The sequence below is a fragment of the Nocardia sp. NPDC052566 genome (assembly GCF_044547285.1).
Taxonomy (GTDB): Bacteria; Actinomycetota; Actinomycetes; order Mycobacteriales; family Mycobacteriaceae; genus Nocardia.
Window position 1 is genome coordinate 471439 of record NZ_JBIUAF010000005.1, and the last position, 14871, is coordinate 486309.

A 14871-nucleotide genomic window follows, 5' to 3' on the forward strand; every position below is an offset into this window, starting at 1 on the left:
GACGGTCCACTGTGTTTTCGTTTGCTCAGAATATTCCAGCGAACACCCGGCATGCGGCGATATCGCGCGGATTGGCGGCCGGAATCCGCGTGTCGGAACCGACCGGAACACCGATGTGGTGATGGGATGTTTCGGAGTTGATACAGCGGGCTGTACGAGTTTCGCGACGACGCTTCCTAATGTGTCGAAGCCACTTCTGACCGGGATCACAAGGTGATTCCGGTCTGCGCCCGATGCGGTGTGTCGGCTCCTATTATCGATCTTGCTGAGGTTGAATCGATGAGGTCAGCGAGTTTTCCCGCGATGACCAGAGGCAACCGGCCGTGAACTACCGGCGCATGTTGATCCGAATCTCCAGCATCACCTCAGCATCCGAAAAGGAGCATCGAAAGTGAGCATGATTCTGGCCGCGCTCCACGAGACCGTTCTCGCGCAGGTCGGCAATCCGACACCGGAACCACCGCCGGTGGCGGATAAGATTCTGCAGCTTGGCCGGTATTTCACCTGGCTCGTTCAACTTTCCGGCATTACCGCGATCACCTACGGCGGCGGCCGGTTCGCCTGGGAGAAATGGAGCGGCGGCGGCCTGCAGTCGCCGAAGATGGTGGCGAGCGCGATGGCGGGCGGCGCGGTCGCCACCAGCGCGGGCACCATCATGAACTCCGTCGTTTCATAATCGAGGACCACGAGCGAGGCGCCGGGCTGTGAGCGGTCCGGCGCCTCGGTGCTATCCGGCTGGTGCGCACCGGGTATCGCGTGCGGGCACCGTCCCGTTGAGGAAGTAGTCCGTGACGATGTGGTCCACGCACGGCGAGCCCTTGCCGTAGGCGATGTGATCGTCGCGCTCGCTGACCACGAGCACCGCGTCGGCGAGATTGCGCGCGACGTTCTCCGCGGCCGCCAGCGTCGTCGCCGCGTCGCCGGTGTTGTTGATCAGCACGATGGTCGGCGCGCCCGCCGCCTTCACCGCGGTCGCCTTCATCGACGGCGGCACCGGCCAGAACGCGCACTGCGCGTTGCGGTAGACGTCGTTCGTGCCGAACAGCGGCGAACTGGCTTGCGCCTTTGTCGCGTTCGCGGTCAGCTTCGCGAGGATCTGCTCGTCGGATTTGCTCCGGTACTTCGCCGGATCGCCGTTGAGGCACTGGACCGCGGAGAACGAGTAGGGCGCGGTCGCGTACTTGCCCGAGGCGTCGCGCTTGACGTAGGCGTCGGCGAGTTTCGCCAGCTCGGCGCCGTCGCCGTTGAGTCCGTCGGCGAGGCCCCTGTCCAGCGACGGCCAGTACTCGGTGTCGTAGGTCGCCTGGAAGACGCCGGTGAGCGCCAGATTCGAGCCGAGCTTGCGGCCGTCTGGCAGCGGGAGCGGCGCCGCGTCCACCCGTTCGACGAGCTCGCGCAGCCGCGCCATCGAGGCATCGGGATCCTGCCCGACCGGGCAGGCCGGTCCGGTGGCGCAGGCGGCGAAGATGGTCTGCACCGACTTCTCCTCCTGCGACAGCTCGGCCGGTGACGACTCGAATTCGGTGACCTCGTCGTCTTCGTCGGCGACGCCGTCGTTCTCACCCGGATCATCGATGGAATCGAGCAGCATCCGGCCGACCCGCTGCGGGAACTGGTCGGCGTAGTACTGGCCGATCCTGGTGCCGTAGGAGAAGCCGATGTAGTTGAGCTTCTCCTCGCCCAGCGCCGAGCGCATGACATCCATATCCTTGGGGATGTTCTCGGTGCCGACGAAGCCGAGGAGTTTGCCCGCCTGTCGCTGGCAGCCCTCGCCGTAGCGCTTGTGCGCGTCGATCACCTGCTGCTTGCCCGCGTCGTCGCTCGGGGTGAAGTCGGTGGCCAGATAGTCGTCCATCTCCTTGTCGCCGAGGCAGACGATGCCCGCGGTCTTGCCGATGCCGCGCGGATCCCAGCCGATCAGGTCGTAGCGCTCGCGCAGCGGCCGCAGGCTGGTCTCGCTGTCCTCGCGGGCATTGAGCACCGCCTCGATCCCGGATTCGCCCGGGCCGCCCGGATTCGTGGTGAGCACGCCGAGCCGGGCTTCGGGGTTGGTCGCGGCCAGTTTGACCAGCGGCATGGTGATGGCGGCGTCACCGGGATGCCGATAGTCGATCGGCACCCGGATCGAACCGCATTCGACGCCGGGCTGATCGGGGCACGGCGTCCACTCGATGTGCTGGGCGTTGTACTCCTCGATACTCGCCAGTGGTGGCGCGGAGCCGGTGGCGGGTGGCCTGCTCGTGGCCGACGTGTCGTCGGATCCGCCCGAGTCCGAACAGGCCGCCGCGGCCAGAACGGCTGCCGCGGTCGCCGACAAGATTCGATTCCTTCGCCGCATCCGCGGTGCCTCCAGCTTCATCGATGGGGAACAGCCTGGTCAGCTCTGAATAGTAGCCATGAGTTCGCTGATGGTATTCGGTGAACGGCCGTCGGACGCCCGACCGAGATGGTGTGGGCGCGCACGGAATAGCAGACCAAGGGCTCGATGAGAATTTCGTGAATGCATCCCGCCCTGTCCTCGGCTGACCCGGTGGCTGCCGCGTATCCGTGACACCATGAGCCGATGCGTGTCGAGCGAACCGACCTTGCCGACGTCCTGGTGCTCGCGCCGCAACCGTTCCTGGATGCGCGCGGGTTGTTCGTCCGGACCTTCGACGCCGAACTCTTCGACGAGCAGCTCGGCATGCCGGGCGCGGCGGCGAGCTTCGTGCAGGATTCGCAGTCGCGCTCGGCGCGCGGGGTGATCCGCGGCATGCATGGCCGCGCCGGGCGCGGCGAGGCGAAGCTGGTGCGCTGCGCGCGCGGCGCGGTGCACGACGTCCTCGTCGACATCCGGCCCGGCTCACCGACTTTCGGCGGCCATCAGTCCTTCCTGCTCGATGACGAGAGCTTCCGTCATCTGTACGTGCCGCCGGGATTTCTGCACGGATTTCAAGCGCTGACCGAGATCGCCGACGTCTGCTACCGGATCAATCGGCCGCACGATCCGGCCGAGGATCTCGCTGTCGCCCACGACGATCCGGACCTGGCGATCGCGTGGCCGCTGCCGGTCGGCGTGATCTCGGCGCGGGATGCCGGCGCGGGCAGCTGGCGGGAATTGCGCGCGCGACTAGAGCGCGAATAGGTGACGGCGGATGTCCGCCATCGCCTCTTTTCGGCCGGTAATGCCCGGTCGCGTGTGAATTACGTCGATGGAATTCCCTGTCCGTGCTTGCCCCGTATTCGGTCACTGCGCCCAGTTCCCGATATCCGGACTTCGTGTTTGACTGCAATACGAAAGCGCTTCGGCGCCAGCGATCGAGCCTGATGAAGGAAAGCCCGCATTGTCACAACGTTCCGCGATAGAACATCGGAAGCCGGTGCCCGACCTCTGTATTCGCGATGTCGACGCGGTCCGGCCCGCACACCGTCGCGCGCCGAACATCTGGGCGCCGCACACCCGGCGATCCAGGCGGGCGCCACGGCCGGTACGTCCCGATGTCACGGCCTCGCTGGAGGATGCGATCTATCTCGTCGACCGCGACGGCGAACCATTGACGGGGGCAGGTAGTTTCACCATCACCATCGATCCGTCCCGGCTGCCGTGCGCGCCGGAGGGGTTCTGGACGTTGACCGTGTTCGGTACGCAGGGACGCGCGTTCGCCGCGGGCTTCGAGCTCGGAAATCGCGAGCGCGAACTCGCAAGGGATACGGACGGTTTGATCACCGTGGGACTGTCGTCGGGCAGGCCCGCGGCTCCGTGGGTGAATTGGCTGCCGGTGCCCGACGGCGCCTTCTCGGTGCTGTACCGGGCATTCCTGCCCGTGCCCGAGGTGATTCGCGGTACCTATGGATATCCGCCCATTGTGCGCGCCATGTGAGCAAATGCCATCTGTCCGTCCAAGCCCCGCGATTGGGCAGCGCGACCCGTGGGCGGCGGATGCCGATTCTGTTTGAATTCGTTGGGCCGTCACCGCTTCGGCGGAAATTCAGGAGGTGCGTCGTGCTCGAATGCCGATTGTGTGAATCGGAACGGATGCTCAGCGTCCTGGATCTCGGGGCGACACCGCCGTGCGAGAAATTTCTCACGGCAGGCGAAATCGACCAGCCCGAACCGACTTACCCGCTGCACCTGCGGTTGTGTGAGGAATGCCTGCTGTTGCAGATTCCGGCGCTGATCACACCGGAGGAAACCTTCACCGAATACGCTTACTACGCCTCGTATGCCGACAGCTGGGTACGTCACGCCGAGCGGTTCGTGGACGAGGCGGTCGCGCGACTCGATCTGGGCACGGAATCGTTCGTGGTCGAGGTGGCGAGCAACGACGGCTATCTGTTGCAGCACATGGTGCGGCGGGGGATCCGGTGCCTCGGCATCGAACCCTCGGTCAATGTGGGCGCCGCAGCGCGAGACAACCAGGTTCCCACGGTGACCGGATTCCTGGATCCCGAACTCGCCGTACGCATTCGGAACCAGGCCGGGCGGGCGGATCTGGTGGTCGCCAACAATGTCTACGCGCATGTGCCCGACCTGCTCGGCTTCACCCGCGCGCTGCGCGAACTACTCGCCGATGACGGCTGGCTGTCGATCGAGGTGCATCACGCGCTGAATCTGGTGCGGCACGGTCAATTCGACACGATCTACCACGAGCACTTCCAGTACTACACGCTGCTTTCGGCGCAGAATGCGCTGGCCACCGCGGGATTGACCGTCGTCGATGTGGAACTGCTCGAAACGCACGGCGGTTCGCTGCGCATCTGGGCGCGCCCGGACGAGGTCGCCGAGCCGAGGCCCTCGGTGGGCGAGGTACTTCAGCTGGAAGCCGATGCCGGATTGCACGAGGTCGACGGCTATCGCCATATGCGGACGCGCACCGAGGAAGTGCGCCACGAGTTGCTGCGGTTCCTGCTCGCGCGGCGCGCCGAAGGTAAGCGGGTGGTCGGCTACGGTGCGCCGGGCAAGGGCAATACGCTGCTGAACTACTGTGGTATCCGCGCGGACCTGCTCGAGTACACCGTCGACCGAAACCCTTACAAACACGGCAGATTCACGCCGGGTACCCGCATCCCGATCTATCCGCCGGATCGGATCGATGTGGATCGGCCCGATGTCGTGGTGGTGCTGCCGTGGAATCTCGAAAAGGAGATCACCCCGCAGTTGGGCCACATCGCGGCATGGGGTGGCGAGATCGTCTACCCGCTGCCCGATCTGCACCGCGCGCGACCCGGAGGCGGATCGCGATGAAAGTGGTGCTGTTCTGCGGCGGTTACGGCATGCGGATGCGCAACGGCAGCGACGACACGGTGCCGAAGCCGATGCAGATGGTCGGGCCACGCCCGCTCATCTGGCACGTCATGCGCTACTACGCCCACTACGGGCACAAGGATTTCATTCTGTGCCTCGGCTACGGCGGCAACCACATCAAGGACTACTTCCTGACTTATCAGGAGGAACGATCCAACGACTTCGTGATCCGCCGCGGCCGAGTCGAATTGCTACAGGCCGATATCAGCGACTGGACGATCACCTTCGTCGACACCGGCATCGAGTCGTCGATCGGTGAGCGGCTGCGCCGGGTGCGCGAGCATGTGGCGGGCGAGGAGTACTTCCTGGCCAACTATGCCGATGTACTCACCGACGCACCGCTGGATCGGATCGTGTCCGGCTTCGCCGCCTCGGGCGCGGCGGCGGCGATGACGATCGTGCCGCCGCAATCGTCGTTCCACTGTGTCGATGTGAACTCGGCGGGAGAGATCAAGACCATCACCCCCGTCTCGCAGATGCGGATCTGGGAGAACGGCGGGTATTTCGTGCTGACGCAAGACGTTTTCGCGCTGCTTCCGCCCGGCGGCTGTCTGGTGGAGGACGCCTGCGGCGCGCTGGCCGCGGAAGGCAGGCTCTTCGGCTATCAGCACCTCGGATTCTGGAAGCCCGCCGACACGTTCAAGGAGCGCGCCGAACTCGACGAGGGCTATCGGCGCGGCGACCGGCCGTGGATGGTGTGGGACGCACCGACTTCCGCGGGGGAGTGCCGATGATCGATCTGCACAGCGGGCGGATCAGCGAGATCGTGGTATTGGGCGCGCATTGCGACGATATCGCCATCGGTATCGGCGGCACGCTGTTGACCTTGGCGAAAACACAGGCGCCGCTGCGGATTCGGGCCCTCGTGCTGAGCGGGAACGGCACCGAGCGGGCCGGGGAGGAAGCGGCCGCGCTGCACGCGTTCTGCCCCGGCGGCACGGTCGAGCTCACGGTGCTCGACATTCCGGACGGTCGCGCCCCGGCGCACTGGAACCGAATCAAGGACGCGCTGCACGAGTTCCGCGTCGCCGCCGATCCTCAGGTGGTGTTCGCGCCGCAGTGCGCGGACGCGCACCAGGATCATCGGCTGCTCGCCGAACTCGTGACGACCGAGTTCCGTGACCACCTGGTGCTCGGCTACGAGATCGTCAAGTGGGAGGCCGACACCCCGCGACCGACGCTGTACCACCGGCTCGGCCTCGAGATCGCGCGGAGCAAGGCCTTACTGCTCGCCGAACACTATCCGTCGCAACGGGATCGGGACTGGTACGACGACGAGGCGTTCCTCGGGCTTGCGCGGCTGCGCGGCGTGCAGTGCCGTTCGACGTATGCGGAGGCCTTCGTCGTAGGCAAGGCCGTCATCACTTTCGGAGGTCGGTGATGCGCGTGCTGGTGACCGGGCATCAGGGCTACCTCGGCACAGTGATGGCGCCGATCCTGCGCCAGCGTGGCCACGAGGTGACCGGACTGGATACCGGATACTTCGCCGAATGCGTCCTCGGCGAGGTCGCGCCCGATCCGCCGACGCTGCGCCGGGATATCCGCGATGTCACCAGCGCCGACCTCGTGGGCTACGACGCGGTGATCCATCTCGCCGCGCTGTCCAACGACCCGCTCGGTGCGCTCGCGCCGCGCATCACGCACGCGATCAACCATGCGGCGTCGGTGCGTTTGGCCGAGGCGGCCAAGGCGGCGGGGGTGCGGCGGTTTCTGTACGCCTCGACGTGCTCGGTCTACGGCGCCGCGGGCGAGGAGTTCGTCGACGAGGACGCGCCGGTGCGCCCGCTGACCCCGTATGCCGAGAGCAAGGTGCGCGTCGAGGATGACGTTGCCGCGCTTGCGGATTCCGGCTTCTCGCCGGTATTCCTGCGCAACGCGACGGCTTTCGGCTTCTCGCCGCGGCCGCGCGCGGATATCGTGCTGAACAATCTGGTCGGCTACGCGGTGCTGACCGGTGTGGTGCGGGTGGCTTCGGACGGCACCCCGTGGCGGCCGCTGGTGCACGCCGCCGATATCGCCGACGCCTTCGCCACCTGCCTGACGGCGCCGACGGCAGCGATCCACGCCCGTGCCTTCAATATCGGCGCGGCATTCAACAACGCCTCGGTGGCCGAGATCGCCCAGACGGTGGTGGACGTCGTACCCGCCTCGCGGCTGGTTATCACGGGGGAGTCCGGGCCGGATCCGCGTTCGTATCGCGTCGATTTCACCAGGGCCGGTACGGAATTGGGCTTTCATGCGCGGTGGGGTGTGCGTGACGGCGCGGCGGAGCTGTATCGAGAGTACGGTGTGCGCCTGCTGAGCCCCGTCGACTTCTTCGAACGTTTCACCCGGTTGACGTGGCTGCAGCGGTTGCGCGATTCCGGTGGACTGGACGGCGAACTGCGTTGGGTGTCATGACGACCGGACGTGGTCGAGTGTGCCGAGGTTGCGTGAGCCCACTGCTGACCAGGGTGCTCGATCTCGGCAATGTCGCGGTGTCCGACGAGTTTCCGTTCGCGACGACGCCGGTGACCGCCGCGGAGACCGCCCACCCGCTGGCCATGGATCTCTGCGCAACGTGTGGTCTGGCTCAGCTGGCCGAGGACGACACGATGCCCGCGGAACCGCGCGGCGTCGAGCCGAGGGCGCTACGCGACCAGGCGGCCGACGCGGTGACCCGGGTGGCCGCGGCGGGCTGGCTGCGGGGCGCGACCGTACGCGAATTCGGCAGCCCGCACGGCGGCACCTGGCTGCCGCTGCTCGGCGCGCACGGGTTCGAATCCGTGGCCGGGCAGGCGGATCTCGTGCTCGACTGCTTCGGCGTCATACACGAACCCGACCAACGCGCCGCCTTCGCCGCCCGCGCCGCGGCCACCGCGCCGGACGGTGTGCTGCTGCTGCAATTCCACTCGCTGCGCGCGATCGTCACGGGCGGGCAATGGAATGCGTTGCGGCACGGGCATTTCGGTTACTACTCGCTGGGCGTGGTCGGACGGCTGCTCGCGACGGCCGAGATGAGTGTCGCCGCCGCGTGGGAGTTCGATCTCTACGGCGGCACCATCCTGGTCGCCGCCGTGCATGGCGGCGCCGCGCCGACCGCGGAGGTGATCCGCATATTCGCCGATGAGGCCGGCCTGTCCGACCCGCGCGTGGTCGGCGGACTCCAGCGTGCGGCGGATTACGACATTCGGTTCCTGCGCGATTGGCTGCTCGCGCAGGCCGCACTCGGCCGCCGGGTGTACGCCTACGGCGCCGCGTCGCGCGCGGTGGCGCTGTTCGCCGCGGCGGGTGTGCGCCGGGAACTGCTCGCGGGGGTCGCGGATGCCGCCTCGGCGAAACACGGCAGGCGCATGCCGGGTACCGATGTGCCGATCATTTCGCCCGAGGAACTCGTCGCCGCACGCCCCGATCAGGTGCTGCTCACGCTGCCCGATCTGTTGCCGGAATTATATGACGAATTCGCAGAATTGCGTGGGAAATGGGTCGTGCCGGGCGTCAGAGAAGGGCCGATCCGGACAACTGCCGCTTTGTGAGATGGATCATTGATTGCCGCTCGGGTTTTCGCGTACCCGAATAGCGAGGTAACTTGAAATTCGCCGGGTCTCTGGCGAATTCGTAAGAGGGGTAAAGAGAATCATGGCTATTCGAAAAGTGCTCGCAATTGTCGCGACCTCGATCATGATCCCGATGATCGGCGATGGCGTCGCGGGTGCGGTGGACGGCACCAACCAAATCGTCGACACGCAGCAGCGAACCGTGCGTGCCGTGTTGTTCGACACTCGAATCGCCGCTGTCCCACCGCTGGACGGAAATCCGACGACGCGCGAATGGTTCCACGACGGTGTGGTCGGCTTCGATATCTCCGGACCGAACGCCGATTCGTGGAAGGGAAAGATCACGATCGGTTATCAGGTCGGCTATCCCGCCGCGCTCACCGGCCGCCTGAAATTCGGCTACAAGACCCCCGGCCTCGGCGTGAACCTGGGTGGTACGGGCGGGCCGCAGTTCGCGCTGACGGATCTCATTCCCCAGGGCGGCATCGAAGCCGAGGTCAGCATCGGGCCGGGCATCAAGGAGATCGCCGTCGCCACCGGCGAAATCTCCGGTGCGAGTGGGCAGGTGCGCATCGCCGGGGTACACGGCACGGTGTCGGGGGTCGTCGGCCCGGCGAACATTCGCCCGTTCGTCTCGGTGACGACACCGACCGGCGACACGGTGGTCGCCTACGGTCCGATCTGGTCGTTGTGATGGAGACGCTTTCCATCTGCGTGCCCGCCTACAACGCCGAACGCACACTCGCGGCGACGTTGCAGTCGATTCTGCGCACGGACGACGAATTCGAACTCGTGGTGCTCGACAACGCGAGCACCGATAAGACCCGCGCGATCGCGGAGTCGTTCGATGATCCGCGCATTCGGGTGCATGCCAACGACGATATGCTGCCCATCGGCGCGAATTGGAATCGCGCCGTGCGGCTTTCGACCGGAAAACTCGTCAAGGTGGTATGCGCCGACGATGTACTGCTGCCCGGCGCGCTCACGGCACAGCTGAAGATCATGTCCGATCGGTCGATCGCGCTGAGTTCCGGCCGGTATCAGGTGATCGATGCCGAGGACGTGATCGTCGAATCCGGACTCGGCATCTGCGGGCTGGAAGGGCGTCGCGAAGGGCGGGATCTGATGCGGGCCATCGTGCGCGGCGGCCCCATGCAATTCGGGCCGACCGCCGCCGCGATGTTCCGCCGCAGCCATTTCGATCTGGTCGGCGGAATACGCGGTGATCTGATTTTCCCGATGGATGTCGACCTGTTCGCCAGGGTCGGTGCGTTCGGTGCGTTCTTCGGTATGCCGACGGTGCTCGCGGCCTGGCGGACGTCGCCGTTCAATCTGTGCAGCCGGACCTCGACGGTGAGCAAGCTCTCGGAGATGTTCCGCTTCCATCATCGGCTCGCGGCCGACTACCCGCAGGTCGTGCGGCAGCGGGACGCGCTGGCCGGCGATCGGCGCCTGGCGCGCGCCGCGATGGAACGCCTGCGTGTGCGCATGGCGACGGGCGTGTGGCACCCGAGCGGAGGGCCGCGTTGACCGGAGAGCCGCTGCGCATCCACATGACCGGCGCGGAGTGGTTCGCCTCCGCGCCGGGCGGTTTGAACCGCTACTTCACCGATCTGCATGCTGCACTTGCCCGCCGCGGCGACGCGGAGGTCTGTGCGACGGCATTCGGCGATCCGCCGCCGGGCGGGCGGTCATGGGGACCGGTCGGCGGTTCGACACTGCGCCGCGCGAGCCTGGCCTTCGCTGATCGTGGCGGCCGGTGTGCCCCAGCGGTTCTCGATCGCCACTTCTGTCTGTACGGGCCGCCCGCCGCCGGAGCGCGCGGCGGCAGGCTGGTCGTGCACTTCCACGGTCCGTGGGCGGCGGAGAGTCGCGCCGCAGGCGCCGCACCGGTGCACGCGCGGGCGAAATACGCGCTGGAACGTTTGCGCTACCGCGGCGCGGACCGCTATGTGGTGCTCTCGGAACGTTTTCGGGATCTGCTGGTCGCCGACTACCGCATCGAAGCGGACGCGGTGCGGGTGATCCCGCCCGGTGTCGATCTGGATCGGTTCCGGCCGACGCCGCGGCAGCCATCGGACGCCGAGCGCATCGTGCTGTGCGTGCGCAGGCTCGAGCGTCGGATGGGCATCGACACACTGTTGCGTGGCTGGGCGACGGTGGCCGACCAGTGCCCCGAGGCGCGGTTGGTCATCGTCGGAACCGGCACGGCGGAGCGGGAATTGCGTGACCTGGCGACATCCTTGGGACACACCGATTCGGTCGAATTCCTCGGGCGGGCGGGCGACGAGCAACTCGTGCGGCTGTATTCGCGCGCGCACTGCACGGTCGTGCCATCGGCCGCGCTCGAGGGTTTCGGGCTGATCGCGCTGGAATCGCTGGCCGCGGGCCGTGCGCCGATCGTGACCGACTGTGGCGGGCTGCCGGATTCGGTCCGCGGCCTCGATCCGTCCTTGATCGTGCCGGTGGGCGACGCCGACGCGCTGGCCGCGCGCCTTGTCGTCGCGCTGTGCGGTGCCGTGCCGACCCCGCGGCGCTGCCGCGCGCACGCCGAATCGTTCTCCTGGGATGTCGCGGCCGAGCGGCATATGGCCGTGTACGCGGAGCTGTGCCGATGATCAGAGCCTGCTTCCTCGTACACAGCGCCGCGCCCTCCGGCGCGGAACTGGCCACGCTGCGGTTGCTTTCGGCACTGCGACGGCCCGGACACCGCCGCATCGACACCGTGCTCTGCTACACCGAGGGCGGGCCGATGGTGCGCCGCACCCGTGACCTTGGAATCGAAACCTGGGTCGTCCGTGGACCTTTCGATTCCCGGACGCTGACGATCGATGGCGCCGATGTGCGCGGGCTGCTGCGCGCCTGCCTGGGGTTGCTGCGCACCGGCTGGACACTCGGCGCCGCGGTGCGCGATGGTGGGGCCACGGTGATCGTGGCGCAGAGCACGAAGGCGCTCGCGATGGGTGCGATCGCGGCCAGGCGTGCCCGCGTACCGCTGATCTGGCAGGTGCACGACCGCGTATCCGCCGAGTACTTCGGGCGCGGGCTGGCGCGGGCGATCCGGGGTTTCGGCTGGCTCGTCGCCGACGGCTACCTGGTCAACAGTTATTCGACGCTCGCATCGCTCAGCACCTGGCGCCGCAGGCACGCGGTCGCCTATCCGGGTGTCGAATCCGGCGGCGCCGCAGGCGAACAGCGCAGCGCGCAGCGACCGGCGGCGCAGACCGTGCTCGTCGTCCTCGGCAGGCTGACGCCATGGAAGGGACAGCACGTGCTGCTGCGGGCACTCGCCGAGGTGCGGACGCGGCCACGCGAGGTGTACCTCGTCGGCGGCACCTTCTTCGGTGAGGAGTCCTATCGCGCCGAACTGGCTCGGCTGGCCGTCGCGCTGGACATCCCGGTGCGTTTCACCGGTCACGTCGACGATCCGGGCGAATACCTGCGCCGCGCCGACATTCTGGTGCACTGCTCGGTGCTGGCCGAGCCCTTCGGGCAGGTCGTGGTCGAGGGGATGCGCGCGGGCTGCGCGGTGATCGCCACCCGCCCCGGCGGACCCGAGGAGATCATCGAGCCCGAACGCAGCGGGCTGCTCGTCGACGGTGGCGATCAGGCAGGGCTGACTCGCGCGCTGGACCGGCTCATCGGCGATCGGGCGCTGCGCGAACGATTGTCGGCCGCGGCCGTGGCGCGCGCCGCGCGCTTCGATATCGCCGAAACCGCGACCGTGGTCGCCGGGTTTCTCGACGGAGTGCGAGGCGCGCATGCCCGGTAATCGCCCGATCGTACCGAAGGTGCTGCGCGACAGGGGTATCGGCGGCGTACTGCGGGATATCGGCTACGTCAGCTTCGGCAAATACGGCCAGTATCTCGTCACGGTGGTCACCCTGCCACTGGCCGCGCGCGTGCTCGGCCCGCCGGGGATGGGGCTGCTCGCCATCGGCATGTCGGCGTATTTCGTCGGCACACTGGTGGTGGATCTCGGTATCACCGCCTTTCTCGCGGCCCGGGTACACGATGCGGCGCACAGCACGCGGGCCATCAACGAATTGCGGGGCAGCTACGCGGCGGTTCGCGCGGTGACACTGTCGATGATCGGTCTGGTCGGTCTGGTCGGCCTGGCGCTCGATGTGCCCGCATACACCCGGATGATCCTGCTCGGTCTGTTCGCGGGCGGGCTCTGGTCGCTGTCGGAGGACTGGCTGCTGATCGGTCAGGGCCGGTTCGGCGCCTCGATCCTCTATCAGTCGGTGGGTCGCATCGCCTATCTCGCGCTGCTCGTCGTGCTGCTGCCCAGGCACGCCACCGCGGCGATCGCGGTGCTGTGCCTGCTCGTCTCGTCGATCCTCACCGTCGCGGCGACCTGGCTGGACGCGTGGCGTACCTTCGGGCCGATGGGCAGGCCGCGGGATATCCGCGGTGTATTGCGCACCGGCGCACCGGTATTGACCTCGCGACTGCTGGTGACCAGCTACGGCCAGGGCGCGGCGGCGATATACGCGGGCATCTTGAACACCGCCGCGCTCGGTTTGTTCACCGCGGCCGACCGGCTGGTGCGCGCGGTCCAATCGCTGCTCGACCCCATCGGTTTCGCGTTGCTGCCGCGGATGGCGCGGCGCAGCGGCGAGGCCGGATTCTGGCGGCACTCGCTGCGGGCGCTCGGCGCCGCCGTCGGTGCCGCGGTGCTGGCGACCACGGTGATCTGGCTGCTCGCGCCGGTGGCGATCGGACTGGTCTTCGGCGCCGAGTTCACCGGCGCGGTACCGGTGTTGCGTGTCGAGGTGCTGATCCTGCCGGCGACGACGGTGAGCTCCTACATCACCACGGCGGTGCTACCGGTCCAGCAGGACACCCGGGGCGTGCTGATCGGCGCCGCCCTCGGCACCGGCGTCGCCGTGATCGCACTGCTCATCGCCCTGCGCACCCATTCGGTGTGGACACTGGTCTGTGGTGTGGTCGCGGCCGAATTCTCGGTCGCCGCCTGGTATCTGGCGCGGATGTGGCAACTGTCGCGGCGGAAGGCGGTGGCATGAGGATTCTCTACCTCGGCGACGATTGGCTCGGCAGCAACGCCCGCTCGCTGGCCGACGGATTCCGCAGGGCCGGACACGATGTCGTCGTCATCGACTCGACCGAGGTCACACTGCCGACGAGATTGTCCGTGCCGTGGTGGTATTCGAAGCTGGCGCGGCGGCGTGCGCCATGGCGCGTCGCCGCCGTGCACGAACGCCTCGAGGCGGCCGCGGCCGAATTCAAGCCCGACCTGTTGTTCGCCTTCAAGGCCGTACATCTCGATCAGCAGCGGTTGCTGTCCACGCCTGCGCCGCTGCGGGTGCACTACAGCCCCGACGATGTCGCCAACGCGTACAACACGACCCCGGACTACCTTGCGTACGAGCGCGATTGGGACATGGTCGTGACCACCAAGTCCTACAACGTCGCGGAGTTGCACGCACGGGGGGTCGCGGCCGCGTTGTTCGTCCGCAGCGCCTACGACCCCAGCCTGCACTATCCGTGCGCGCGCCGCGACACCCGGCGCTTTCTGGCCGGCTTCATCGGCGCCTGCCGTCCGGATCGCCGCGCGGCCGTGATCGAGCTGGCCGATACCTACGGTGAGCGACTGCTGGTGCGCGGGCCCGGCTGGCGGCGGGTGCCGTCGCTGCGCCGCACCGACGCGGTGCTCGGTGGCGCGGTCTACGGCGCGGACTTCTCGGCCGCGGTCGCCTCGGTGACCGCCAACCTGGTGCTGCTCAACTCCGACAATCGCGATACCCAGACCTGCCGCACCTTCGAAGTGCCCGCGGCGGGCGGTCTTTTCGTCGGTGAACGTACCGATGAACACGCCGCGCTGCTCGACGACGGCACCGAGTGCTTCCTGTTCTCGGAACCGGCGGAGCTGCACGACATCCTGGGGCGCTGCGCGGCCGATCCGGCACTGGCGAGCCGTGTCGCGGCCGCCGGATGCCGGCGCATTCGGACGGAATGGCACAGCTATGTGGACCGGGCCAGGGAGATCATCGATGCGCTCGGGTAGCGGTCAGCGTGTGTTCCGGA

Annotated in this window: 15 protein-coding genes; 14 read left to right on the forward strand and 1 reads right to left on the reverse strand. The window is 67.5% G+C overall.

From position 1 onward, the window contains the following. Nucleotides 1–397 precede the first annotated feature (397 nt). Nucleotides 398–676, forward strand: coding sequence for a hypothetical protein (locus ACIG5A_RS27110; protein ID WP_397244865.1), 279 nt, complete (start codon nucleotides 398–400; stop codon nucleotides 674–676). Nucleotides 677–727: 51 nt separating this feature from the next. Here the strand turns inward: ACIG5A_RS27110 and ACIG5A_RS27115 are convergent, their stop codons facing one another. Next, nucleotides 728–2317 carry an alpha/beta hydrolase gene (locus ACIG5A_RS27115; RefSeq protein ID WP_397244867.1) on the reverse strand — a complete coding sequence of 530 codons (1590 nt, stop codon included), beginning with the start codon at nucleotides 2315–2317 and terminating at the stop codon, nucleotides 728–730. Nucleotides 2318–2563: 246 nt separating this feature from the next. Between ACIG5A_RS27115 and rfbC the strand changes: the two genes are divergently transcribed. From rfbC to ACIG5A_RS27180, 13 genes are all read left to right on the forward strand, one after another. Next, the gene (gene rfbC, locus ACIG5A_RS27120; RefSeq protein WP_397244869.1) at nucleotides 2564–3124 is read left to right on the forward strand and encodes a dTDP-4-dehydrorhamnose 3,5-epimerase; all 561 of its coding nucleotides are present in this window, start codon (nucleotides 2564–2566) and stop codon (nucleotides 3122–3124) included. A 199-nt stretch (nucleotides 3125–3323) separates the two neighbouring features. Continuing rightward, a complete protein-coding gene (locus ACIG5A_RS27125) occupies nucleotides 3324–3860 on the forward strand; it encodes a DUF1214 domain-containing protein (RefSeq protein ID WP_397244871.1) in 537 nt (178 codons plus the stop codon). A gap of 122 nt (nucleotides 3861–3982) precedes the next feature. Further along, nucleotides 3983–5224: a class I SAM-dependent methyltransferase gene (locus tag ACIG5A_RS27130; RefSeq protein WP_397244873.1), complete on the forward strand. Its 1242-nt coding sequence runs from the start codon at nucleotides 3983–3985 to the stop codon at nucleotides 5222–5224. Beyond that, nucleotides 5221–6018, forward strand: coding sequence for a glucose-1-phosphate cytidylyltransferase (locus ACIG5A_RS27135; protein ID WP_397244875.1), 798 nt, complete (start codon nucleotides 5221–5223; stop codon nucleotides 6016–6018). The genes ACIG5A_RS27130 and ACIG5A_RS27135 overlap by 4 nt, the downstream gene beginning before the upstream one ends. Beyond that, entirely contained in the window at nucleotides 6015–6665 is a 651-nt protein-coding gene (locus ACIG5A_RS27140) for a PIG-L deacetylase family protein (RefSeq protein WP_397244877.1), read from the forward strand. The genes ACIG5A_RS27135 and ACIG5A_RS27140 overlap by 4 nt, the downstream gene beginning before the upstream one ends. After that, entirely contained in the window at nucleotides 6665–7684 is a 1020-nt protein-coding gene (locus ACIG5A_RS27145; protein ID WP_397244880.1) for an NAD-dependent epimerase/dehydratase family protein, read from the forward strand. Before ACIG5A_RS27140 ends, ACIG5A_RS27145 begins: the two co-directional genes overlap by 1 nt. Next, nucleotides 7681–8799: a transferase gene (locus ACIG5A_RS27150; RefSeq protein WP_397244882.1), complete on the forward strand. Its 1119-nt coding sequence runs from the start codon at nucleotides 7681–7683 to the stop codon at nucleotides 8797–8799. Before ACIG5A_RS27145 ends, ACIG5A_RS27150 begins: the two co-directional genes overlap by 4 nt. 103 nt (nucleotides 8800–8902) lie before the next feature. Further along, the gene (locus ACIG5A_RS27155) at nucleotides 8903–9514 is read left to right on the forward strand and encodes an MspA family porin (RefSeq protein ID WP_397244884.1); all 612 of its coding nucleotides are present in this window, start codon (nucleotides 8903–8905) and stop codon (nucleotides 9512–9514) included. Beyond that, nucleotides 9514–10350: a glycosyltransferase family 2 protein gene (locus ACIG5A_RS27160; protein WP_397244886.1), complete on the forward strand. Its 837-nt coding sequence runs from the start codon at nucleotides 9514–9516 to the stop codon at nucleotides 10348–10350. Before ACIG5A_RS27155 ends, ACIG5A_RS27160 begins: the two co-directional genes overlap by 1 nt. A gap of 23 nt (nucleotides 10351–10373) precedes the next feature. Beyond that, nucleotides 10374–11438 (forward strand): glycosyltransferase family 4 protein, encoded by a 1065-nt coding sequence (locus ACIG5A_RS27165; RefSeq protein ID WP_397245918.1) that lies wholly within the window; start codon nucleotides 10374–10376, stop codon nucleotides 11436–11438. Continuing rightward, nucleotides 11435–12592, forward strand: a complete 1158-nt coding sequence (locus ACIG5A_RS27170) for a glycosyltransferase family 4 protein (RefSeq protein WP_397244888.1) — start codon at nucleotides 11435–11437, stop codon at nucleotides 12590–12592. The genes ACIG5A_RS27165 and ACIG5A_RS27170 overlap by 4 nt, the downstream gene beginning before the upstream one ends. Beyond that, on the forward strand, nucleotides 12582–13850 hold the full coding sequence (locus ACIG5A_RS27175) for a lipopolysaccharide biosynthesis protein (protein WP_397244890.1): 1269 nt from the start codon (nucleotides 12582–12584) through the stop codon (nucleotides 13848–13850). The genes ACIG5A_RS27170 and ACIG5A_RS27175 overlap by 11 nt, the downstream gene beginning before the upstream one ends. Beyond that, on the forward strand, nucleotides 13847–14851 hold the full coding sequence (locus ACIG5A_RS27180) for a glycosyltransferase (protein WP_397244892.1): 1005 nt from the start codon (nucleotides 13847–13849) through the stop codon (nucleotides 14849–14851). The genes ACIG5A_RS27175 and ACIG5A_RS27180 overlap by 4 nt, the downstream gene beginning before the upstream one ends. Nucleotides 14852–14871 lie beyond the last annotated feature (20 nt).